The organism is Lactobacillus gallinarum DSM 10532 = JCM 2011 (genome assembly GCF_001434975.1).
In the GTDB taxonomy this organism is placed as follows: Bacteria; Bacillota; Bacilli; order Lactobacillales; family Lactobacillaceae; genus Lactobacillus; species Lactobacillus gallinarum.
Genome location: NZ_AZEL01000053.1, coordinates 1 through 22,115, shown reverse-complemented (window position 1 = coordinate 22,115; position 22,115 = coordinate 1). Strand labels below are relative to the sequence as shown.

General features: G+C 38.2%; 17 protein-coding genes and 3 pseudogenes. 5 read left to right on the top strand and 15 right to left on the bottom strand.

Features of this window, described 5'->3' with window-relative positions:
* Window positions 1–96: 96 nt before the first annotated feature.
* The 5 genes from FC37_RS07355 to FC37_RS07335 form a co-directional block, all read right to left on the bottom strand.
* Window positions 97–1,281, bottom strand: coding sequence for an acetate/propionate family kinase (locus FC37_RS07355; RefSeq protein ID WP_025006283.1), 1,185 nt, complete (start codon window positions 1,279–1,281; stop codon window positions 97–99).
* A gap of 331 nt (window positions 1,282–1,612) precedes the next feature.
* The gene (locus FC37_RS07350) at window positions 1,613–2,086 is read right to left on the bottom strand and encodes an LPXTG cell wall anchor domain-containing protein (RefSeq protein ID WP_025006282.1); all 474 of its coding nucleotides are present in this window, start codon (window positions 2,084–2,086) and stop codon (window positions 1,613–1,615) included.
* 212 nt (window positions 2,087–2,298) lie between these two features.
* Entirely contained in the window at window positions 2,299–2,502 is a 204-nt protein-coding gene (locus FC37_RS07345; RefSeq protein ID WP_051519010.1) for a hypothetical protein, read from the bottom strand.
* Entirely contained in the window at window positions 2,503–3,795 is a 1,293-nt protein-coding gene (locus FC37_RS07340) for an MBG domain-containing protein (protein ID WP_155830914.1), read from the bottom strand. It abuts the gene before it with no gap.
* A gap of 144 nt (window positions 3,796–3,939) precedes the next feature.
* Entirely contained in the window at window positions 3,940–5,499 is a 1,560-nt protein-coding gene (locus FC37_RS07335; RefSeq protein WP_025006281.1) for a Rib/alpha-like domain-containing protein, read from the bottom strand.
* A gap of 234 nt (window positions 5,500–5,733) precedes the next feature.
* Between FC37_RS07335 and FC37_RS07330 the strand changes: the two are divergent.
* Window positions 5,734–6,036 (top strand): annotated as a pseudogene (locus FC37_RS07330) (amino acid permease); the annotation flags it as partial.
* Between the two features lie 226 nt (window positions 6,037–6,262).
* The gene (locus FC37_RS10080) at window positions 6,263–6,376 is read left to right on the top strand and encodes a putative holin-like toxin (RefSeq protein ID WP_081776578.1); all 114 of its coding nucleotides are present in this window, start codon (window positions 6,263–6,265) and stop codon (window positions 6,374–6,376) included.
* Between the two features lie 230 nt (window positions 6,377–6,606).
* Here FC37_RS10080 and glmS read toward each other — a convergent pair whose 3' ends face one another.
* Together glmS and adhE are read right to left on the bottom strand one after the other, a co-directional pair.
* Window positions 6,607–8,418 carry a glutamine--fructose-6-phosphate transaminase (isomerizing) gene (gene glmS / locus FC37_RS07325; protein ID WP_025006279.1) on the bottom strand — a complete coding sequence of 604 codons (1,812 nt, stop codon included), beginning with the start codon at window positions 8,416–8,418 and terminating at the stop codon, window positions 6,607–6,609.
* A 194-nt stretch (window positions 8,419–8,612) separates the two neighbouring features.
* Window positions 8,613–11,237, bottom strand: a complete 2,625-nt coding sequence (gene adhE, locus FC37_RS07320) for a bifunctional acetaldehyde-CoA/alcohol dehydrogenase (RefSeq protein ID WP_056945581.1) — start codon at window positions 11,235–11,237, stop codon at window positions 8,613–8,615.
* 322 nt (window positions 11,238–11,559) lie between these two features.
* Here adhE and FC37_RS07315 point away from each other — a divergent pair, with 322 nt between their 5' ends.
* Window positions 11,560–12,933, top strand: a complete 1,374-nt coding sequence (locus tag FC37_RS07315; protein ID WP_025006278.1) for an amino acid permease — start codon at window positions 11,560–11,562, stop codon at window positions 12,931–12,933.
* Window positions 12,934–12,959: 26 nt separating this feature from the next.
* Here FC37_RS07315 and FC37_RS07310 read toward each other — a convergent pair whose 3' ends face one another.
* Window positions 12,960–13,412 carry a DapH/DapD/GlmU-related protein gene (locus tag FC37_RS07310; protein ID WP_155830913.1) on the bottom strand — a complete coding sequence of 151 codons (453 nt, stop codon included), beginning with the start codon at window positions 13,410–13,412 and terminating at the stop codon, window positions 12,960–12,962.
* 184 nt (window positions 13,413–13,596) lie between these two features.
* Between FC37_RS07310 and FC37_RS07305 the strand changes: the two genes are divergently transcribed.
* Entirely contained in the window at window positions 13,597–15,405 is a 1,809-nt protein-coding gene (locus FC37_RS07305; RefSeq protein WP_056945580.1) for a thioester-forming surface-anchored protein, read from the top strand.
* Window positions 15,406–15,635: 230 nt separating this feature from the next.
* Here the strand turns inward: FC37_RS07305 and FC37_RS10840 are convergent.
* Window positions 15,636–16,427: pseudogene (locus tag FC37_RS10840) on the bottom strand (transposase).
* A 649-nt stretch (window positions 16,428–17,076) separates the two neighbouring features.
* Between FC37_RS10840 and FC37_RS07295 the strand changes: the two are divergent.
* Window positions 17,077–17,960: pseudogene (locus FC37_RS07295) on the top strand (LysR family transcriptional regulator).
* Window positions 17,961–18,002: 42 nt separating this feature from the next.
* Here the strand turns inward: FC37_RS07295 and FC37_RS07290 are convergent.
* The 6 genes from FC37_RS07290 to FC37_RS07265 all read right to left on the bottom strand — a co-directional run bounded on the left by FC37_RS07290 (window position 18,003) and on the right by FC37_RS07265 (window position 22,023).
* On the bottom strand, window positions 18,003–18,371 hold the full coding sequence (locus tag FC37_RS07290) for a DUF956 family protein (RefSeq protein ID WP_025006440.1): 369 nt from the start codon (window positions 18,369–18,371) through the stop codon (window positions 18,003–18,005).
* 6 nt (window positions 18,372–18,377) lie between these two features.
* A complete protein-coding gene (locus tag FC37_RS07285; RefSeq protein ID WP_025006441.1) occupies window positions 18,378–19,298 on the bottom strand; it encodes a PTS system mannose/fructose/sorbose family transporter subunit IID in 921 nt (306 codons plus the stop codon).
* Window positions 19,299–19,326: 28 nt separating this feature from the next.
* Window positions 19,327–20,139, bottom strand: a complete 813-nt coding sequence (locus FC37_RS07280; RefSeq protein ID WP_025006442.1) for a PTS mannose/fructose/sorbose transporter subunit IIC — start codon at window positions 20,137–20,139, stop codon at window positions 19,327–19,329.
* 18 nt (window positions 20,140–20,157) lie between these two features.
* Window positions 20,158–21,168, bottom strand: a complete 1,011-nt coding sequence (locus FC37_RS07275; RefSeq protein ID WP_025006443.1) for a PTS sugar transporter subunit IIB — start codon at window positions 21,166–21,168, stop codon at window positions 20,158–20,160.
* A gap of 208 nt (window positions 21,169–21,376) precedes the next feature.
* Complete coding sequence (locus FC37_RS10835; RefSeq protein ID WP_025006444.1) at window positions 21,377–21,577, bottom strand: GH36 C-terminal domain-containing protein; 201 nt, start codon at window positions 21,575–21,577, stop codon at window positions 21,377–21,379.
* Between the two features lie 2 nt (window positions 21,578–21,579).
* Entirely contained in the window at window positions 21,580–22,023 is a 444-nt protein-coding gene (locus tag FC37_RS07265; protein WP_056945579.1) for an alpha-galactosidase, read from the bottom strand.
* Between the last annotated feature and the right edge of the window lie 92 nt (window positions 22,024–22,115).

The following is a 22,115-nucleotide window of genomic DNA, read 5'->3' as shown; positions in this document are numbered from 1 at the left end:
CTAAAACGATCTCTTCACTACTTATTTTAAGTACGTTTCAGACCTAAAGAAAAATATCTATTTTTTATTCTGCGGAATAACTTCTGCTTATGCTTATTAGCAACATTTAGTTAAACGGACAACATCACGGGCAATCATCAACTCTTCATTAGTTGGAATGATCATCACTTGAATCTTGGAATCCGGCTTAGTGATAAACTTCCGGCCATTGCTCTTATTAGCCTCATAGTCAGGTTTTACACCCATATACCTAAAGGCATCCATTATCTGCTTGCGCACTTCTACGTCGCCTTCACCAACGCCTGCGGTCAAGACTATTCCATCGGCGCCGCCCATTTCAGCAAGATATGAACCAATATAACGCACAACACGATTGATAAAAATCTTGCGTGCCAAAACAGCTCGCGGATCATCGTTATATTTCAAGTCACGCATATCTGAAGAAATACCAGAGAGTCCAATTAAACCAGACTTTTTATTCAAAATATCAATCATTTCATCAATTGAATCTCCGGTTTTATGCATTAAGTGTTGCACAAGAGATGGGTCAATATCGCCTGACCGCGTACCCATAGTTACTCCGGACAAGGGACTAAAGCCCATTGAAGTATCATAAGACTTGCCATTTTTAACAGCGGTAATCGAAGAACCGGAGCCTAAGTGACAAATAATTAGCTTTAAGTCCTTCACATCGCGTTGCATCATCTTAGCTGCTTCTAAGGTAGTGTAATGCACGGAGGTGCCATGAGCACCGTATTTCCGCGCACCATACTTTTTGTAATAATCATAAGGAATAGAATACAGATAATGCACAGGATCTAATGTTTGGTGGAAAGAGGTATCAAACACGGCTACCTGCGGCACATCTGGCAAGACATGCATAAAGGCTTCAATTCCCTTAGCTTCGGCAGGATTGTGCAAAGGCGCAAAACCAGCTAAATCCCAAATCTTTTGTAAATTATCCTTGTTAATAATGGCTGAATCTTTAAAATATTCACCGCCATTTACCACACGGTGTCCTACCCCAACAATCTCATGCAATTTCTCGACAGCATGATATTTCTTCAAGTCATTAATCAATAAATTTACCGCAGCTTCTTGATCTGGAATAGCAATTTGCTTTTTATGTGACTCCCCATTAGCTAACACAATTGTAAAGGTAGAATCTGCCAGACCTACACGATCGGCCATTCCTCGTGCTACTACCTTTTCATCAGGCAATGAAAATAATTTAAACTTGAATGACGAACTCCCCGAATTGACCGCCAAAACTTTTCTCATTAACTACATCCCCTAAATATTAGTTATATTTTTCACAAGTGAATTTTCACTTAATAGTATAGCTTATTAGAATAGCCAGTCAAATGATTTTCAAAAATTCAATTAAACAGCAAAGTCAATCAAATATATTGTTATATAGGTAATAATTGCAATTATTTTTTCGAGATGTAAAACTGTCAAAATCATATTTTGATAAATATCAATATTATGTCTATTTTTTGGAAAATATAAAAAATATATTCTACTTTGTTCAATTTATAACAAAATTTTTGAGCAAACAAAAACTCCAACGCAGTTTTGCGTCAGAGTCTTGTTTTATTCAAAGGGATGATTATTCATCCTTTTTCTTTTTGCGATCGGCTAAACCAAAGAGGCCTAAAACCATTGCAAGGATACCGAAGATACCAGCTTCATTTTGCTTTTCACCGGTTTGTGGTAATTCATGCTTGCCACTGTTTTCTTCAGTTTCGGCTGAAGCAGCCTTAGCTGGGGCATTAGTTGAAGCGTATGTATCAGCACCCTTTGGTGAAATTGAATTATTGTTTCTAGCTGGAGCAGAATTATTCATATCTTCATATAAAGGTGCGTTGTTTTCTTCGTAGCCCTTAATTACGGCTGGACCAGATTCAAGATCTTGATCCTTCGGAGTGGTATCGATTTCGGTATCATCTGAAGTCTCATTTGGAGTCTTGACTGGAACCTTACCTGTTGGGATCTTATCTTCAGGAGTTTCTGGAGTTACTGTGATTGTCTTGTGTTCAATTACAACAGGAATATCTGGATGTCCATTTGGTCCAAATTTCACAGTTTCAGGAACGTCTTGACCATCAACTAGCTTCCAACCTGCTGGAATTATTGAATGAACATCAACAGTTTCATCGGTCTTACCGTCAACTTTGTCAGTCTTAATGGTTTGACCATCTTCGTCTTTGTAGATAATGTTGGTTGTTTGAGCATTTGGTGTGTAAGTGATATCAACACTTTCTGGACCAGTACCATAAGTTACAGGTTTAGTTGCTATGCTTGCAATTGTTGGAGTATATCCATCAATCGTTGGTGTAGTGCTTGGTCAACTACAGCATTTCTGTAGATCTTCGCATCCTGAGCAGTTGAAGTTCCTTCGTAACTTCCATTAATTTCAACTTTAGCCTCTGCTTTAGCTATTACATATGCAAACTGACCACTTTCGCTAACTTTGTAGTTTGGATTATCCTTTTGCAATTACTTTACACCAGCTTGAGTTAAAGCAATGTAGTAAGTACCAGCATCGGTTGGAACTTTATCCAATTTCTTGCCATCTTTATCAACCCACTCATAATCACTAGGTGTCAAGTTAGCAACATTCAAAGTTTGCCCTTCAACTAAACCAGCTGCAGTAAATTGAGCATCATTATCATCAATTGTTGCTGTTTGACCATCGTAAATCTTACCAGGAGCGGTATTTGGATTCTTGTCTAAAGTTACGGTTAAGTCTTTTTGCTTAATTGTAAAGCTTGCATTGCTACTTAAATCCTTAGCAGCAAGAGTTACATTACCTGCACCTGCGTAATTATCAATAGCAGCTTGCAAGCAGGCGAGGCCATCAGTGCTTAGCCTAACAGTGTAGTCATCGGCCTTAGCTGAATTATTTTCAATGGTGTAGTCACCCGCATGTAACTTGTAAGTATCAGCAACAGTGCTACCTGGGAAAGTAAACTTAGCTTCAATATCACCATCAGGACTATTCAAGTCATCAAGTGAAATATCCTTGCCATCGTAAATCTTAGAAGCTGAACCACTTACAGGATTAATTGTGTAAGTAAATTCACCATTAATCGTTAAGTTGTAGTTTGGATTTTCCGCTTTCAGCTTAGCTTCTGAACTATCCTTGAGCTTCAAGTAGTAAGTGCCTGCATTGATTGGATCACCAGTCATAGCAGTGAACGTACCATCAGCATTCTTGGTGAACCAAGCATAGTCACTAGCAGTTAAGTCAGTTGACTTCAATGTTTGATTCTTTACAAAACCACTATCAGTCCAACCTAACTTGCTCAAAACATCAGCTACTGAAGTAGTCTTTGCATCATAATCGCGACTACCTTCCTTGCCAAGAGTTGCTGTAGCAGTTGCAGTAGCACCGTAAGTTACAACAATTTGCGTATTCTTAGTATCACCGTTTACTGTTTCGGCAGGGATTTGACCATTTACAAGTTGAAGTGGAGTTGAGGTAGATCCTCCTTCAACTGTTTGAGTGACAGAAATGTTGTAGCCAGCATGAATTGGAACATCTTGTACGCCCCAGTTACTATCAGCTTTCCAACCACTACCATCAAAGCCTTCAAAGGTGACTCCAGTATCATCACCATTTACTTTAACTTGTCTGCTTAATTTGGCAGTTTGCGTAATTGTGCGATCTGCTTGACCTGGTTCCTTAATGGTAATCGTTCTTGTAACACTCTTATTTAATAATGAATTTGGAACATAGTAAGTAGTTAAGTCATTTCTCATGTACCAAACATCATTATCATTATTCATATAGACCGTATTAGAGTTGTAATTTGGGTTTGCACATGTGAAAGTTGAGTATAAACCATCATATCTAATGTTAGCCACGGTGTAACCATCACGACTAGGAGAAGTCAATCCAATAGAAGCGTCATTACCCTTAGGTGGTAAACTTCAAGATCCTGAAATTACGTGGAAACCAGGAGTAGCTTCGTCGCCTGCATCCCAATCTGGAGCCCAATTACCAGTGTAAACAATCTTATTAGTAGCTGTATCTAAAGTACCTGCTTTCTTAAAGAATACTTGAACTTGAGCATCTGGAGCAATAGTTTCCCCATTATGTTTACCACCAGCAATCTTAAAATGAGCAGTAAGTGTTCTAGTTTGAACTTCATAAGGAATATACAAAATCGTGTGAACTGGCTTTGCTTCATAAACAGAAGCTGCATCTGTATATGCTATTGATGCGTTGCTAGAAAGAGATGTATTTTCTGAATTCCAAGTTGGGAATACAAATTGATTTGCTGGGACCTTATTCTTATTGTCAGCAGGACCACTAGTATAAGCAGTGTAGCCCTTTAAGACCGTAATGCGGCGACTGTCATTAATGGCTACATTACAGTGAGCTACTGGAGTAACAATATTTTTCTTAATTCCTTGATCATAATACGTAGCAGTAATCTGAACATCATTGTAGGAACCTGGCTTCATCCAATTAGATTCATTACCAACGTATTGGAAAGTAGTACCTTCTGGAAAGACATCCGTGTTAGTAACAAGATCTTTAGCCGTTAACTTCGTACCATAATCAATTGTTCTACTCTCGGCCTTTACATTAGCCTTGGTAGTAAGCGTAATATCCTTAACCGTATACCTTGAACCACTTGGCAAAGTAATTACAATATTACCGTTCCTGGTTTCTCCGGCTTTGTCTAGAACCAGACTCTTTTCGCCGTTGTCACCCTGCCATTCAAAGGTAGTTCCGGCAGGCCAAACTTTATTGCCACCAGAGAGTAAATTATTAATTACATTAATAATCCCATGAGGACCACCTTTAACTGTTACAGGGTTTTCAACAAAATTGCTTAAGTTGCGCCCGTCATTCTCTGTGTAACTTGTAGGGCCGTTGGTAAGATCTACTACTTCATTCTTTATATTTTTTACAGAAGTCATGATGGCAAAGGCATCTTCCTTAATTCTTTGCCATTTTATTTGTGGTAAAGTACCAACGTTTACTGGTTTAGTTTGAGCACAGCCTAAATCTTTATATGCTTTTTTCACAGCCTTAGCAAACTTTTGCGTTGCTCCCGGATCTTGACTGTCTGGATTAGCAAAGATTAGTGGCTGACTAGCATCAGTAAACCCACTGTTAAAAGTTGTATTGATAATCAAATGAAACTTACCAGAATTCATGTCGGCACTAGTCTGATTAGTTCCAGCTAATTGTAACTGACTAGCAGACATTTGCGTGCCATCAGCTAAGGTAATCTTAACCTGATTTTTAAAATCACCGCCATTAACTGCCTGTTGGATTAGTTGCTTATTTTGACCAACGGCTGCAGGGTATTGTAACCCGAGATTTGCTATTGGATATTTAGTTGGCTTGCCATCGACAGAAATGTTAAGAGTTGGGCTTGCATCACCGCCGGCATTAAAGATATAAATGGGATCGTCTTTTAAACTAGGTGCTGTGATATAGTTAACTTCGATTTCTTGCTTATCCGCATTAGGCAATGCAAGCTGATCAAATCCATTGGTATAAGTTAAATTCAGCTTAAATTTATTAGTTTTAGTGGTATATAAACTCTTTGGCGCAGTCCAATCACTAACACCAGCCGTAATTCCTAGAGCATAAGCTAAAGCGTAGTTTTCGTAGAAATATTCGCCAATTTTTGGCCAGTATACAACAACGCAGTTGTTTATTATGGGACAGCTATTGGCTTAATTATTCTATTTACAATTATCAATTTCTTGGTATCCTGCATCGTTCTTGCTTCCTTTGTTCAATACGTGCCATCAATTTTGACAGTTATCAAATTCAAGCACACCAATGAATTCCCTAACCATGGCTTCAAGCTTCCTGGCGGCTACACAATTCCAATCTTGGCTTTGTTAATTTCCTGCTACATGGTTACTAACTTCACTTGGAAGACAATTTTGGTTGGTGTTGTAGTCGGTGTCTTGGCTGCTGTCGCCTACTTCTTTATTGAAAAAGACGAAAAGGCAGAACAAAAGCACCAACACTATTTAGCTAAAATGCGGCAGAAATAGCTAAAAACAATTAGACGCAAAAAGGAATCGAATCAAATTGATTCGGTCCCTTTTATTTTCACTCGAGATTTACGATAAATTTATCTTGTTTGCTTGTGAACGTATATTCGAATTTAGTATAATTTTATCCGTAGAAAAGCTGAAGCGGTGGCAATCCTTCAAGGAGATGGTGCTTATGAGTGATTTTTAACTCGTATTCCTATCCTAATAGAAAGAAGACGCCTTCGTGTCTGTATCAGATGCGTTACAACTAATGCTAGAATTCGGCTCATTTGTCGTTATGTTAATCTCATTAGTTGTGGAGTTGATTAAGTTCTTTAATCAGCAAAACAAAAAATAACTGCTTTAGCTCTGCAAAGCTGGCAGTTATCTGATAAATCATAAAATTATTGGATAGCACCCGCAGATGCTATTTCTACATTAAGAGGTTGGCTCATTTGCCGACCTCTTTTTCATTACTATTATAGCAAGTTTTTTAAGTCCGTACAAAAATATCTCAATGAATTATCTTAACTAAAAATAGCGATGGTACATTCACCATCGCTATCCTTAGTTTTATTCAAATATTAATTATTCAACAGTAACACTCTTAGCTAAGTTACGTGGCTTATCAACATCTAAGCCCTTATCCTTAGAAGCGTAGTATGCAAGAAGTTGAGCAGGTACAACTGTCAAAAGTGCTGACATGTAGTAGTTAATTTCTGGCAAAACAATGTCATCGCCTTCGCGAGCAAAGTCCTTACCAACAATAGTGATTACACTAGCACCACGAGAAACAACTTCTTGAATGTTACCACGAGTAAGATCAGCAGTAACTGGATCATTAATCAAAGCAACTACCGGAGTACCCTTTTCAATTAATGAAATAGTACCGTGCTTAAGTTCTGCCGCTGCAAAACCTTCAGTTTGGATGTATGAAACTTCCTTCAACTTAAGAGCAGCTTCAAGAGCAACAGCATAGTCAATACCACGACCAATGTAGAATGCATTTCTTGATTTAATCAAGTAGTCATCTGCAAGCTTCTTGATCTTTTCCTTACCGTCAACGATTTGTTGGATGCCTTCTGCAGCCATTGCCAAATCTTGACGCAAGTCCCAATCCTTAGCATTTTCATTATTCAACTTTTCACCAAGAGCCTTAGCAAGAACAGCTTGTAAAGCAATCTGAGCGGTGTAAGCCTTAGTTGAAGCAACGGCAATTTCAGGGCCAGCACCCAAGAGCATTGTGTAAGTAGCTTCACGAGAAAGAGTTGAACCTTCTACGTTAGTCATAGTTAAGCTTGGAATGCCACGCTTGTTAACTTCCTTCAAAACAACACGTGAGTCAGCAGTTTCACCTGATTGAGTCAAGAAGATGAAGAATGGGTGCTTGCTCATCATTGGGAAGTGGTAGCCAGCTTCTGAAGCCAAACCAACTTCGGTTGGAATACCAGTGTAATGTTCAAAGAGAGTCTTACCAACTAAGCCTGCATGGTAACTAGTACCGGCAGCGAAGATGTATAAACGGTCTGCCTTAGAAATAGCATCAAGAATATCTTGATCAACCTTTGGTTCACCATTTTCATCAAGGTAGTTTTGTGACATGTGACGCATTACGCCAGGTTGTTCATCAATTTCCTTAAGCATGTAGAATTCGTAAGCACCCTTTGAAGCTGCGTTTGGATCAATGTTCAAAACGTGAGGTTCACGGTCAACTTTTTTACCATCAACAGTTTCAATAGTGTAAGAATCCTTAGTAATGTCACCAACATCCCCATCGTGCAAATCAACGAAAGTCTTAGTTTGGTCCATTACTGAAATAGCATCTGAAGCAATGATGTTAAAACCATCACCGATACCAAGCATCATTGGTGACTTGTTCTTAGCGATAAAGACATGATCTGGTTCAGTATTATCAACAAGCAAGAATGCGTATGAACCCTTAACAAGCTTCAAAGCTTCCTTAAATGCTGAAAAGCCATCCAAATTCTTGTCGCGTGCAATCTTACCGATTAATTGTACAACCACTTCAGTATCAGTATCTGAGTGGAAGTGTACGCCTTGTAAGTACTTTTCCTTCAATTCAGCGAAGTTTTCAATCACACCGTTGTGGACCAAGTAGAAACGCTTAGTTTCATCAAAGTGAGGGTGAGCATTGTCAACAGTTGGCTTACCGTGAGTAGCCCAACGGGTATGACCAATACCTACCAAACCTTGTTCATCTGGAGTCAACTTTTCTTTTAAGTTTGAAATACGGCCAACAGCCTTAGTCAAATATTCATTTCCATTTAAATCATTCAAGTAAATACCAGCTGAATCATAGCCACGGTATTCCAAATTTGTTAATCCGCTTAAAATAATTTCTCTTGCTGGTTTACCAACAACCCCAACAATTCCACACATAAATTTTTCTCCTTTGGTCTAGTTCACTTTTTGACAGTGGACTAGTTTGATTTCATTGTTACAGTTGCAATAATATTCTTTTTTGCCAAAGCGGTCAAGTGATTATTATCGAAATTGGTATAATCGATTTTAGAGCAAAAAAACAGCGGTCAGTTTTAATATACTGATCGCCATTTTGTATGTGTAAATTTAAATTACTTAGTCTTAATATCCTTGCCTTCAAAGCTGTCTCTCATCAATTGAGCAATTTGACTAATTAATGGAGCAACTGGGTTAGTTACAGTATTTTGGTCGCCGTAAGCTTCAACAGCTAATTGGTCAACCTTCTTATTGAATTCATTTTCATCAACACCGTAATCCTTGTATGCCATCTTGATACCAACTGATTGAGCTAAATCGATAATCTTTTGAACTAATTCTTCAATCAATTCAGCATCGCTTGAACCGGTCAAACCGATAGCTCTAGCAATTTCTGCGTAATCCTTGTCAGCACGGTAAACTGAGTAATGAGGCCACATAGCAAGCTTTTCTGGACGCTTAGCATTGAAGCGGATAACTTGTGGTAAAGCAATAGCATCGCTGACACCACTTGGAATATCAAAGGTTGAACCAACAGTGTGGGCAATTGAGTGTTCCAAGCCAAGGAATGCGTTCGAGTATGCCATACCAGCAATAGTAGCTGCATCGTGCATCTTCTTGCGAGCATCAAGATCACCATCATATGACTTCTTCAAGTTAGCGAAGATGATCTTAATAGCTTCAAGTGACCAACCACGAGTAAAGTCAGTAGCCATAGTTGAAACGTAACTTTCGATTGCGTGACCTAAAGCTTCAAAGCCTGACCAAGCAATCAAGCGTTTGGGCAATTTTTGTACGAATTGGTCATCAACAATAGAAACATCTGGGGTCAAAGCATAGTCACAAAGGGTGTGCTTAATACCAGTCTTAGCATCGCTAATGACAGCGATTGGTGAAACTTCTGAGCCAGTACCTGAAGTGGTTGGAATACATACAAGTTGAACGCCGTTAATCTTTGGGAAGCGAACTACTCTTTTTCTGATATCCAAAAACTTTTGATAAGCTTCTTCAAACTTCATTTCTGGATTTTCGTAGAATAAACGCATTACCTTAGCAGCGTCCATGACTGAACCACCACCGATGGCGATGACAACGTCTGGTTTAAAGATGTTCATTCTGTGAACCCCATCTTTAATGACGTCGGTGCTTGGATCAAGCGTTACGGCCTTGAAGACTTCGTATTCTTTTTGACCACGACGCTTAGAAATAATGTCGGTAATTTCATCGGCAAAGCCTTGGTCAGCTACGCCTTCATCAGTAACGATGAAGAAACGGTTAACGTTTGGCATGTGACGTAAGTAGTTAGCAGCATTGTGTTCGAAGTAGGTCTTTGATGGTACCTTTACCCATTGCATGTTGTCACGACGCTTGGCAACAGTTTTAATGTTAAGCAAATCGCGAGCACCAATGTTGTGTGAGAAGGTGTTAGCACCATATGAACCAGTACCCAAGGTAAGTGATGGAAGCATGTTGTTGTAAAGGTCACCGATACCACCAAGAGCAGCTGGTGAGTTAACCAAGATACGGCATGCATCCATCTTCATTGAGAATTCTTTGATTACTTTTTGATCACTTGAGTGAAGTCCAGCAGTGTGACCACGACCACCATAATCAAGCAATTCTGAACAAATTCTGAAAGCATCATCATGATCTTTAGCACGGTATAAAGTGAAGACTGGTGAAAGCTTTTCAGCTGAAAGTGGGAATTTTCTACCAACGCCCTTGTATTCAGCAACAATAACCTTGGTCTCCTTTGGTACATCAACGCCGCAGAGCTTAGCAATTTCATAAGCTGACTTACCAGCTACAGGACCTGCAACAGTACCACGTCTTGGATCGATGAAGTGTTCTTCAAACTTCTTAATTTCTTCTTTGTTCAAGAAGTAGCAGCTCCACTTCTTGAATTCTTCCTTAACTCGGTCGTAGATTTCATCATCTACAACAACTGAGTTTTCAGAGGCACAAACCATACCGTTATCGAAGTTCTTTGACAAAACAATGTCGTAAACGGCACGGTCAATGTTAGCAGTCTTTTCAATGTAGGATGGGCCGTTACCAGGACCAACACCGATGGCTGGCTTACCTGATGAATATGCGGCCTTAACCATACCAGGACCACCTGTAGCTAAAATGGTTTGAACACCTGGGTTATTCATTAAATCAGTAGTAGCATCCAAACTTGGTTCTTCAATCCATTGAATTGCATCTTTTGGAGCACCCGCAGCAACGGCTGCAGCTTGAATGATCTTACCAGTTTCTACACAACACTTTTGAGCTTGTGGGTGGAAGCCGAAAATAATAGTATTTCTAGTCTTTAAAGCAAGCATAGCTTTGAAGATAACAGTTGAAGTTGGGTTAGTTACTGGAGTAACACCGGCAATAACACCTTTAGGTTCAGCAATCTTGGTTAAACCTAATTCCTTGTCTTCCTCAATTACGCCAACAGTCTTTTCGTGACGTAAACTATTCCAAATATTTTCACTAGCGTACATGTTCTTAGTAGTTTTGTCTTCTACTACACCACGCTTAGTTTCTTCAACAGCCATCTTAGCTAGTGGGTAAGCATTTTGTTCACCTGCAGTAGCAACTGCTTCACAGATCTTATCAACTTGTTCTTGTGTGAAGTTAGCCATTTGGTCTAATGCAACATGTGATCTTTTTACTAAATTATCAACCATGTCGTAAATTTGCTTTTTCTTCTCTTCCTCTGTTTGAGTCTCTTTTGGTTGTGTCTTAGCCATTATTTTATTACCTCTAAGATCTACTAATTCTTGTGAACTAATTTACAATGTCAACTATAGCACAATAAATTTAAAAGTAAACGCCATAATTTACGTAGTTCACTAGTGAACAAGCATAAAAAATCACTCTATGATTTACTCTCAGACTAATGAAAGCGGTTGCTATTTTTACTAGTTTGTGAATTAACAAACATATTAATTTATATTATTCTTCTTATTCTTCTGAATTTTTTTAAAGCTTTCCTATAATCACTGGTGCTCGATTGCAAAAATGATAAAATATTAAGTACATGTGAGAAAACCGAGAATATGGGGGAAATATATGAGTGAGAAAAAATCAGAGACTAGTTCTGGATATAAAAGAACCCTAAGCAATGCTCACATTCAATTAATTGCTTTGGGAGGAACAATCGGAACCGGTCTTTTTCTAGGTGTCGGTGACAGTATTCATAGGGCCGGGCCTAGCGTTATCTTGATCTATATCATTGTAGGTATTTTCCTATTCTTGCTTATGCGAGCCTTAGGCGAAATGATTATGTCCGACCTCAACAAGCATACTTACATTGATTTTATTGAACAATATCTGGGTAAAAACATCGGTTTTATCACTGGTTATCTATACTGGCTTAGTTGGATCACCTTAGGAATGGCAGAAACTACCGCCTTAGGTATTTATTTCAAATATTGGTTCCCAACTTTAAAGCCTTGGATACCTGGCATTATTACCATTGTTGCCTTATTAATCATCAATTTAATCTCGGCGCGTGTTTTTGGTAATTTGGAATTTAGTTTTGCTATTATCAAAATTATTACGATCGTCGCTTTCGTTTTATTGATTTTGTATCTATTAATTACAGGTGGCAAAACAAGTTTCGGGCCTGTAGCTTTTGCTAATTTAGATGATCATGGCGGATTTTTCGCTCGTGGTCCACACGGTTTTTTACAAGGATTCCAAATGGTAATCTTCAGTTTTATTGGGGTTGAATTAATTGGTTTAACGGCAGCTGAAGCTCAAAATCCAGAAACCACATTAAAACGCGCAATCAATCAATTGCCAATCAGAATTATCCTATTCTACGTGATGGCGATTTTAGGAATTTTATTGGTTATTCCTTGGTCAAAAGTTTCAACTAACTCTAGTCCTTTTGTGCAAGCTTTAGGTGCAACCGGTATTCGCAATGCCAGTTCAATTATTAACTTCGTAGTAATTTCGGCAGCAGTCTCCTCCACTAACAGTTTTTTATACAGTGCGGGACGACTTTTGTTCTCAGTTACTTTCCACGGCAAAGGCAAGTGGAATCAAACTTTTGGTCACCTATCCAGACGGCAGTTGCCACAAAATGCTTTAATTTTGTCAGCATTATTTATGGCCTGCGCACCACTGATTACCTTGATTATCGGCGATCAAGCCTTTAACTTTATTTCATCTACTTCAACAAGTATGTTCTTGATCATCTGGTGCTTAATGGTTTTGACTCACATTGCTTACAGAAGAAAAACACCTGAAAATAAGTTAAATGACTTCAAAATGCCTGGCTTCCCTTACGTTGATTATTTGATTCTATTGTTCTTCGTATTGATGATCATCTTACTTTTGATTTTACCAAGCTACCGCATCCCAATGATTTCAGCTATCGTTACTTTCATCATCTTGTACTTAATCTCCAAACTATGGGGTGACAAAAAAGAAGCTTAAAAAAAGACGCGACAATGTTGCGTTTTTTATTCTTCTATTTTTTTGATAATTTTTGCAGGTACGCCAGCAACTACTGTGTTTTCCGGCACATCCTTAGTAACCACTGCTCCAGCGGCTATTACAGCATTTTCACCCACAATTACGCCTGGACAAATGGTAGCCCTGGCACCGATCCAGGCATTTTTCTTGATAAGTACTGGCTTTAATTCGAGTTCTTTTCTCTGCTTAGGTTTTAAACCGTGGTTAACGGAAAGAAGATGTGCACCTGGTCCAATTAAAACATCGTCTTCAATGGTGATGCCACCTAAGTCAACCATCATCACATTGGAGTTAATAAAGATGCGTTCACCTATTTTGATGTTGTGGCCGTAATCCGTGTAAAATGGCAATCTAATTTCTGTACTCTTGGGGATTTTTTGTCCTGTGATTTCACTGATTAATTGCCGCGCTTCACATTCATAATGACGCTGCGTGTTCAAGTTCTGCAACAAGCGCTGATTTTGTTCGACAATTTGGCTCAGATCATTTATATGATCTGAGTTTTTTTATTTATTACACAATTTTTTAAAATATTAGTGGATTTATTAAATAATGAGTGTTATTATTGAAACCAGAATTTAGGTAAGCTAATTCAGTTTTTAATTTGTGAAAGGAGGCGGCAATATGCAAACTAGAAAAAATGCTGTTTTATTAGCATTTATGATGATTTTGACTAGTTTACTATTGCTAGTAAGTTTATCTGCAAATATTACTCATGCTGCAGAAAAGGGGTCTACTTTAAACGGGCAGACACAGCAGTTTAATAAAGGTGAAGGAAACCCCAATTCGAAAGATTCGAAATCTGATTCAGAAAAAGCTACTCCAAGTAAAGGAACTAATTCTGAAGATAATTCTACTACTCAATCAAATCAGACGGCCACTGTAACGATTAATAAAATCGCTTCTGATACCCAGAAACAATTGGCCGGTGCTCATCTTCAAATTTGGGAGAATGACAAGCTAGTACAAGACTTTACTACTACTGGTGAAGCAAGTGTGTTCAATCTACCTAAAGGGAAATATACACTTAAAGAAGTATCAGCTCCTAAAGGATATGATGTAGCAAAAGCAAAGCCATTTACGGTTGCTGCTGAAAATATTACTACTACTATTGGTACTACTGTCAGAGCTGGTACAGGTGATACAGGTAATAAGATTTACATCCCTGATTCTAGTAATGAAGAAATTGTTATTTATGGTCCAAACGGTCAAAAAGATGGAAAGTTAGGATATTGTTTCAATGCTAGAAAAGATGCTCCTGATCCTCTACAATATTATGACCATGGGGTTTCCTATAGTAGAACAAGCATCCAAGATGGCTCTTTAGTTAATAAATACATGGGTAAACCACTTAAGTCAAAAGATAAAGATAGCTTAGATGCTATTAAAACTATTATTTGGAATGGTTTTGGACAAAATCCAGATAATGTTCAAAAGAAATATGGCTTAACAGATGATGAATTGTACCGGATTACCCAGCGTGCCATTTGGTACTATACTGATTCCGCTTCTGATGATCATGGTAAACCTTCTTTAGGTACTTTAGGGATGCCTAATGAAGCAAATACAAATGTTAGCAAGGAAGTATTGCAAAATGCTTTAGAAGATATTATTAAAGTAGATCCAAACAGTCCAATTCCTACTGGAATGGCAATAGATTTCTTTATTCCAGATAAGAATCATAAAAATTACCAAAATATTTTAGCTGCTTCATTTACTTCAACTTCAACTAAGCCTGGTAAGCCGGTTCCAGTTACATTAGTAGATTCTAAAACAGTTCCTGAAGGTACAAAGCCAACTACTCCTGAAGGTACAAAGCCAACTAAGCCAGAAGGCACAAAGCCAACTAAGCCAGAAGGCACAAAGCCAACTACTCCTGAAGGCACAAAGCCAACTAAGCCAGAAGGCACAAAGCCAACTAAGCCAGAAGGCACAAAGCCAACTAAGCCAGAAGGTACAAAGCCAACTACTCCTGAAGATACAAAGCCAACTACTCCTGAAGATACAAAGCCAACTACTCCTGAAGATACAAAGCCAACTACTCCTGAAGTAGAACAACCTAAGGCAACTACTCCAACTACTCCAGAAGTAGAACAACCTAAGGCAACTACTCCAACTACTCCAGAAGTAGAACAACCTAAGGCAACTGAACAGCCATCTGACAATACTGCAACTCAAAAGAATAATGATGATGACTTCTACGCAATTCCTGTTAAAGCTCAAACTACTGACAAGAAAGCAAAAGTTAACCACCAAAAAGCAGTTTACAAGACTAATAATTCACAAAAGATGCCAAAGGCAACTTCAGTTGTTTATACAGCTAACAACTCAGAAGCTTTACCAAAGACCGGTGCAAAGCAAAGTGCACTTATTGTATTAATTGGTCTTGGTATGGTAGTTTTAAGTGGTTTTTTATACAAAAAAGAATTCTAATTAATTAGAAAAAAATTCAATTATTCGAATTGAATTTTTTTCAAAACAATGAATAATAGTTAAATTAAAAGGCTCTCTATCAAATGTTGTTGATAGAAGTCAAATATAATTTAGATTAAGCATTAAGCTATTTGATAATAGCTTGATGCTTTTTCTTTTAGAATCGCATCTTTTTCTTCTAATTTGATTCTTGTTACTAAATGATAAAAGTTGGAATAGCCATAAGCAGTTCATTCAATTTGCTTTATTTTGCGGTTAGTACCTTCAAGGCAGCCATTTGATTCAGTAAATCTAGCAGCGTTAAGCAAATCATGAAGACAACGTTTAAAGGTTTTTAACGTAATGTTCATTTGATAACCTATAGTATCTTTACAGTTGAGAAGTTTTCTTAGATCAGAAACATTTTTATTTATTAGGGCTTTACTAATATCTTGTAAAAGATTGTAGGTATTCTCTAATTCTTCACTTAGCGCTAGTCCATCAGTCACAATTTGTTCCTGAGTTAGTGTATCTTTGAGGTGAATGTGTTTTTGTCTTTTCAAGATCATCAAAGGGCTTTAAATATAGTTTCCAATAATATTTAAGCAAGTTATATTCACGTGATCCTTTATGGTACTTCTTCATAACATGAATACGACATGAGTTGAACGGTTAAGCATTTGAATGATGTGAAAACGATCAAAAATGATCTGAGCATTAGGAAATAGTTCTCTGGCCATTATGTCATAGTAGTAATTAAGATCCATAGTAACCGTTTTAACCTTCCTACGAATAGTAATTGGAAAGTGCTTAAAATATTTAAGAATATCCTTTTTAAATCTATTAGGTAAGATTTTGAGCACATGGTGAGTCTGACCATCAAGGGCAATAAAGTGAAGCTGACGACCCACACCTTTGAATTCATCAAAAGCTAAGTGTTCAGGTAGCCAGTCATAATCTTGGGTAGAAGTAGTCTGATATTTTTCAAGCATTCGTTGAACAGTACAAGTTGAAACTGAGTTTTGGATGGCAATAGTTTTCATTGACATGTCTTCAGTTAAAGCGGAAATAATCTTTCTTTTCACTGGATTTGAGATATGACAATACTTATTTACTAAATTAGTTTCAGCCATAGAATTATGATGACAGTCTTGGCAAATAATTCTTTCTTTGGCTATTCTGATAAAGACGGGTAGACTGGCATCTAAAGCAAGATAACGGAGATTAGAATAAGAATGGCCATTGTGCCAAATATGATCAGAGCCACAAACAAGACAATGATCAAGATGAAGGACAGCATGATAGAATTTGGCCTCACGTCCACGATATTTCCCTAATGAAGTATCAAGGAATTCTAAATTATCTGCTTCAATATTAAGAGTAAATTTAATATAATTATTGAGAGAAGTCATAAGCAATCACCTTAATTTCTAAAGAGTAGTATCAAAGGATATTAATGTAAGAGGCCTATGGCTTCTTTTTTTGTGCAAAAAAATCCTGTTGATAGAATATCATAGAAATCTATCAACAGGATTTATCATAGAACCGACAATTTCTTGAATAAGTTATTTATCTTGGGTCTTCATAATCTGCTACTCCTTTTCTTGCTCATTTTTAGTTTAAAAGATAAAGTAAGTAATGTAAAAAACTTATTAAGTATCACGTATAATAACTTTTATTTATGGTGAAAATATGGAATTAAGAGTTTTAAATTATTTCGTTGCCACAGCGCAAGAGTTAAACATGACGAAAGCGGCACAGAAATTATTAGTTTCTCAGCCTGCTTTATCACGCCAGATTGCGGATTTGGAAGACGAATTAGGGGTCAAGTTATTCAACCGCCAACCACGCCATTTAACTCTGACACCTTCAGGACAATATTTATTAGAGCAAGCAAAAGAAATTTTAGCTTTAACTGCCAAAACTAAGAGCAACCTGCAATCATCAGCTGTAATCAGTGGTGATTTAACTATTGCTGCCGGCGAAAGTGTTGGGATGCAAAGACTGATGAATATTGTAAGTAACATTATTCAGGACTACCCTACAGTTAAAATTCATATTCTAAGTGGTGACTATGAATTCGCTGAAAAGAAGTTAAACATCGGTACAGTCGATTTTGCGGCTATCATTGGTAATGTTAACCTTTCAAACTATGCTTCCATTCAATTGCCAGAACGAGACGTATGGGGCGTATTAATGACTAAGAACGATCCTTTAGCTAAAAAGAAGGCAATTACCCCAGCGGATCTGGTTGGCAGAACCGTCTTAAATTCTCAACAGGCTGACACGATGCACTATTTCGATAATTGGCTTGGCAATTACAAAGACGACGTCAATTTCATCGGAACGGTCAACCTAAGCTTTAACGGAACTTTACTAGTTAAAAACAATGCGGCTATGATGTTTTAACACTAGATAAAATTGCTAATACTTCTAGCGAATCGGGTTTAACATTTAGGCCAATATCGCCAGCTTTAAGTGAACCAATCACGGTTATCTGGAAACATGAGACTAACTTATCACCCGTTGCCGAATTATTCTTAAATAGATTGCAAGCTTCTATTGCTGATGACTAAAAAAATCCCAAGGCCATTCGACCTTGGGATTTTTAGTTTGCTTTATTTTTTCTTACGAGTAAAACGTTGCTTAATTTGTTGCCACATACTTAATGCTTTACGCATATGGTCAGCAGGTACGTATTTTCTTATTGCACGCAATACCTTTTTAGGATCACGCGCAGCGAAGATAAATTTACCATTAGATTTAGTTCTAATTTCAAAACGTGGAATATAACGTCCATTAAAATGAACATCCGCAACTACATAAGTTACTTCTTTCCATGGAATTTGAACATAGTCTTCAACATTTCGCTCATTATAAAATTCAAAAGCTTTATCGCCGATCATAATTTTTCCATAGGATGCAATACCTCTAAACCAGGTACCATCAACGGTTAGATCGACTCTTGTGTTAATTGATTTAGCCATTTTTTATTAAAGAATGCCCCATACGTGGAATAGAACACCGATAACGAAGATACCAATGATGATCCAGATTGGTGAAACCTTCTTCTTCAATAACCACATACAGAAGAATGTCAAAAGAAGACCAGCTAAACCTGGAATCAATGAGTCCAAGTTGTCTTGCAAAGTAGTAACTTTAGTACTGCTCAAAGCTTTACCATTACCCATGTTCCATTGCGTAAGAGCTTCTTGAATACCTTTAGCACCTGATGGAAGCTTGTCCCATTCGATGTAACCACCCTTTTGGATAGGGGTTTGTGAAACGATTGGAGTAAATTTGATGTTTACCCAACGTTCAATCAAGGCACCCAAAACGAACATACCCATCATTGAAGCACCACGGGTAACTTTTTGAAGCATACCACCTGACATGTCGTTAGTGATAGCTGAACCAGCGCTGTAACCAAATTCTTGTGTGTACCATAAGAAGGCAATTCTGATGATGTTCCAGATAACGAAGAACAAGATAGGTCCCATGATATTACCTGAAATGGCCATTGATGCACCTAAGGCACCAACAATTGGACGAACAGTGTACCAGAATACAGGGTCACCAACACCGGCCAAAGGTCCCATCATACCAACCTTAACACCTTGGATAGCGTCGTCAGTAACAGGAGCACCGTTAGCTTTATCTTCTTCCAAAGCCAAGGTAACACCAAGAACTGGTGAAGCTAAGTATGGGTGAGTGTTAAAGAATACCAAGTGTCTTTGTAAAGCAGCAGACAAATCTTTCTTGTCTGGGTATAACTTTCTCAATGCTGGAATCATTGAGTATGCGTAACCACCGTTCTGCATTCTTTCGTAGTTCCATGAACCTTGAAGGAATTGTGAGTGCCACATAACGTTAAAACGGTCACGTTTGGTTAATTTAATTTTCTTATCAGCCATTATTTAAATCCTCCTCTATGCGTTCATTTTAATAATCATCAATGATATCGCCGAGTGGATCGCCGGTACCGGCATCGCCAGAGTTGTTTGAACCTGAGCCGTTGCCACCCTTAGCTTCAAGAGCTAAGTACATCAAAGCCATTGAAAGACCGATAGCACCAAGGGCGATCAAAGTTAAGTCCTTGATAGCAGCTAAAGCGAAACCAATTGCGAAGAATGGCCATACTTCTTTACTTGCCATCATGTTGATAACCATAGCGTAACCTACAGCAACAACCATACCACCACCGATGGTCATACCAGCTGATAACCATTGAGGCATCATTGCAAGCCAACCTCTAACAGTGCTTGCTGGGATAGCCAAAAGCAATGCGGCTGGGATAGCGATTCTCAAACCTTGCAAACATACAGCAATCCATTGCCATACGTTGATCATACGCCAGTTACCCTTCTTAGCTTGTGCGTCCATGATGTGAACGATAGCAGTTGAGATAGTACGCACGATCATAGTTAAGAACAAACCAGCAACAGCCAAAGGAATAGCGATACCAGTAGCAGTACCGATACCAGCAGTACCTTGACCACCTTCAACCAAGATAATAGCTGAAGCTACTGAAGCCAAAGCGGCATCTGGTGCAACAGCGGCACCAATGTTTGCCCAACCTAAGGCGATCATTTGTAATTGACCACCCAAAATAACACCTAAGTCCAGGTGACCGGTAACTAAACCGATCAAAGTACATGCAACTAATGGTTGGTGGAATTGCCATTCATCCAAGATACCTTCCATACCTGCAAGAAAGGCAACACCCACTACCAAAATCATTTGTATAGCGTTCATTTATTTACTCCTAATTAATTATTTCTTTTGTTCGTCAAGTAAGGTTTGAGCCTTCTTCAAGATAGAATCCATGTTACCTGGAGCATCTGAAGGAACCTTTCTAACATCAAACTTAACGCCCATCTTTTCAAGTTCACGGAAAGTATCAACGTCTTCTTGGTTCATTGACAATACGTTGTTGGCGTTAACGTCGCCTTCCTTGTATGACATTGAACCAACGTTGATATCCTTAAGATTAATACCGCCCTTGATAGCTCTCAAAACATCTTCTGGATTTTCAAACAAAAGAAGTGCGTGTGTGTTACCAAATCTTGGATCCTTTGCGATTTCTTCCATCTTCTTAAGTGGAACAGTGTGAGCTTTAACACCTGCAGGTGCAGCTTCACGAATCATACTCTTACGCAAGTCATCCTTAGCAACACTGTCTGAAACAACAATTACTCGATCTGGCTTCATTGCTGGAATCCAACCAGTAGCAACCTGACCGTGAAGTAAACGTGAGTCGATTCTTGCCAAAACGTACTTAATGTGACCGTCACCAATTACAGTACCTTCTGGAATTGACTTCTTACTGCCCTTAGCTGAGCCCTTGTCAGCGGCTGCTACAGGAGCAGCGGTCTTTGGCATTAAGTCAGATGGCTTAGTCTTGATACCATCCTTAGCAGGTTCAACTACCTTTGTAGCGATTTGACTTGCAGTAGCATTAGCATCCATCATTCTTTCAGTTAATGCTTGTACAACCATTGGTAAATTCATACCAGCTACAATTGCCCATTTATCATGCTTTTCAGCAAGACCATTTGCTTGGTTAAATGGTGTACCACCCCACAGGTCAACCAAGAATAGAACTTCATCTTGGTTTTCAAATGAAGCAATTGCTTTTTCCATTTTGCCACGAATGTCATCTGGGCCTTCACTAGGCTTTAAGATAACATGAGCAAAATCTTTTTGTTCACCGAAAAGCATTTGCGCAGATTGTGCAATACCATCGGCAAAACCACCATGGCTGGCTAAAACAATTCCTACCATGTAATTTCCTCCTCTAGATCAAAAAAATGAATCCGCTTTTATTATACGATAAATGCTTTCTTTTACAAAGGAATTTTCGAAAATAATTTCAGTTAGGGAAAATAATTTCCAATTTCTAAACTCCTTGTCCCACTAGCTAAGTGGAAAAATAAAAAGCAATTTGACATTACTGCAAATTTGCTTTTAGGTGAATTTTATTTCTAAAAAATTAATCAACCGCGACAAAATATTTTACTTCTGCGACGAAATCCTGTTTCATAACAGAATCATAGTACCCAACTTCCATTAGTTCATTCCCACCATAAATTTGACCCGTATTTTCATCACGGTAATCGAGATCAGGATTTAAGCCATATAACTTTGTCTGAGTAAATACCAGCTGAACCTGCGACATAATATTGAAATTCATTACTAAAACTTCTTTTTGATCTTTAGAAACGAAGTTCCATGCTGCCTGATTGCTGCTAAATGGTGATTCAAGCGATAAAAATCGCCGAATTGAATTAAATGACGCAATTTTTTATAATCATTAATTTCTTTCTCTATCTCTAAAGAATCCTCAGATGATAACTTGGTCAAATCCAATTCATAACCTAAATCACCACTCATCGCAACGGCATAACGCGTTGCAAGTGAAGTATAACGACCATTTTGTTCATTAGGACTCACAGATACATGAGCACCCATCATATTAACCGGATAAACCAAGCTGGTACCATATTGAATTTTCATTCGATCAACCGCATCTGTATCATCGCTCGTCCAAATCTGAGGCATGTAATAGGCCATGCCTGCATCAAAACGGCCACCGCCACTAGAGCAAGCTTCAAATAAAATATCGGGATAAGCAGACACCAATTTTTCCATCAAATCATATAGACCTAAAACATATTAAACAAAAAAGAAGGAAGCTAGGCTTCCTTCTCTCTCCTTACTCCGGCTGTCAG

What these genes read in the sequence shown, in the direction of transcription:
- FC37_RS07305 (WP_056945580.1), top strand. Translation starts at nt 13,597, where the DNA reads ATGCAAACTAGAAAAAATGCTGTTTTATTAGCATTTATGATGATTTTG.
- FC37_RS07275 (WP_025006443.1), bottom strand. Translation starts at nt 21,168, where the DNA reads ATGGTAGGAATTGTTTTAGCCAGCCATGGTGGTTTTGCCGATGGTATT.
- FC37_RS07355 (WP_025006283.1), bottom strand. Translation starts at nt 1,281, where the DNA reads ATGAGAAAAGTTTTGGCGGTCAATTCGGGGAGTTCGTCATTCAAGTTT.
- FC37_RS07280 (WP_025006442.1), bottom strand. Translation starts at nt 20,139, where the DNA reads ATGAACGCTATACAAATGATTTTGGTAGTGGGTGTTGCCTTTCTTGCA.
- FC37_RS07285 (WP_025006441.1), bottom strand. Translation starts at nt 19,298, where the DNA reads ATGGCTGATAAGAAAATTAAATTAACCAAACGTGACCGTTTTAACGTT.
- FC37_RS10835 (WP_025006444.1), bottom strand. Translation starts at nt 21,577, where the DNA reads ATGAATTTCAATATTATGTCGCAGGTTCAGCTGGTATTTACTCAGACA.
- glmS (WP_025006279.1), bottom strand. Translation starts at nt 8,418, where the DNA reads ATGTGTGGAATTGTTGGGGTTGTTGGTAAACCAGCAAGAGAAATTATT.
- FC37_RS07290 (WP_025006440.1), bottom strand. Translation starts at nt 18,371, where the DNA reads ATGGCTAAATCAATTAACACAAGAGTCGATCTAACCGTTGATGGTACC.
- FC37_RS07315 (WP_025006278.1), top strand. Translation starts at nt 11,560, where the DNA reads ATGAGTGAGAAAAAATCAGAGACTAGTTCTGGATATAAAAGAACCCTA.
- adhE (WP_056945581.1), bottom strand. Translation starts at nt 11,237, where the DNA reads ATGGCTAAGACACAACCAAAAGAGACTCAAACAGAGGAAGAGAAGAAA.
- FC37_RS07340 (WP_155830914.1), bottom strand. Translation starts at nt 3,795, where the DNA reads ATGAATAATGATAATGATGTTTGGTACATGAGAAATGACTTAACTACT.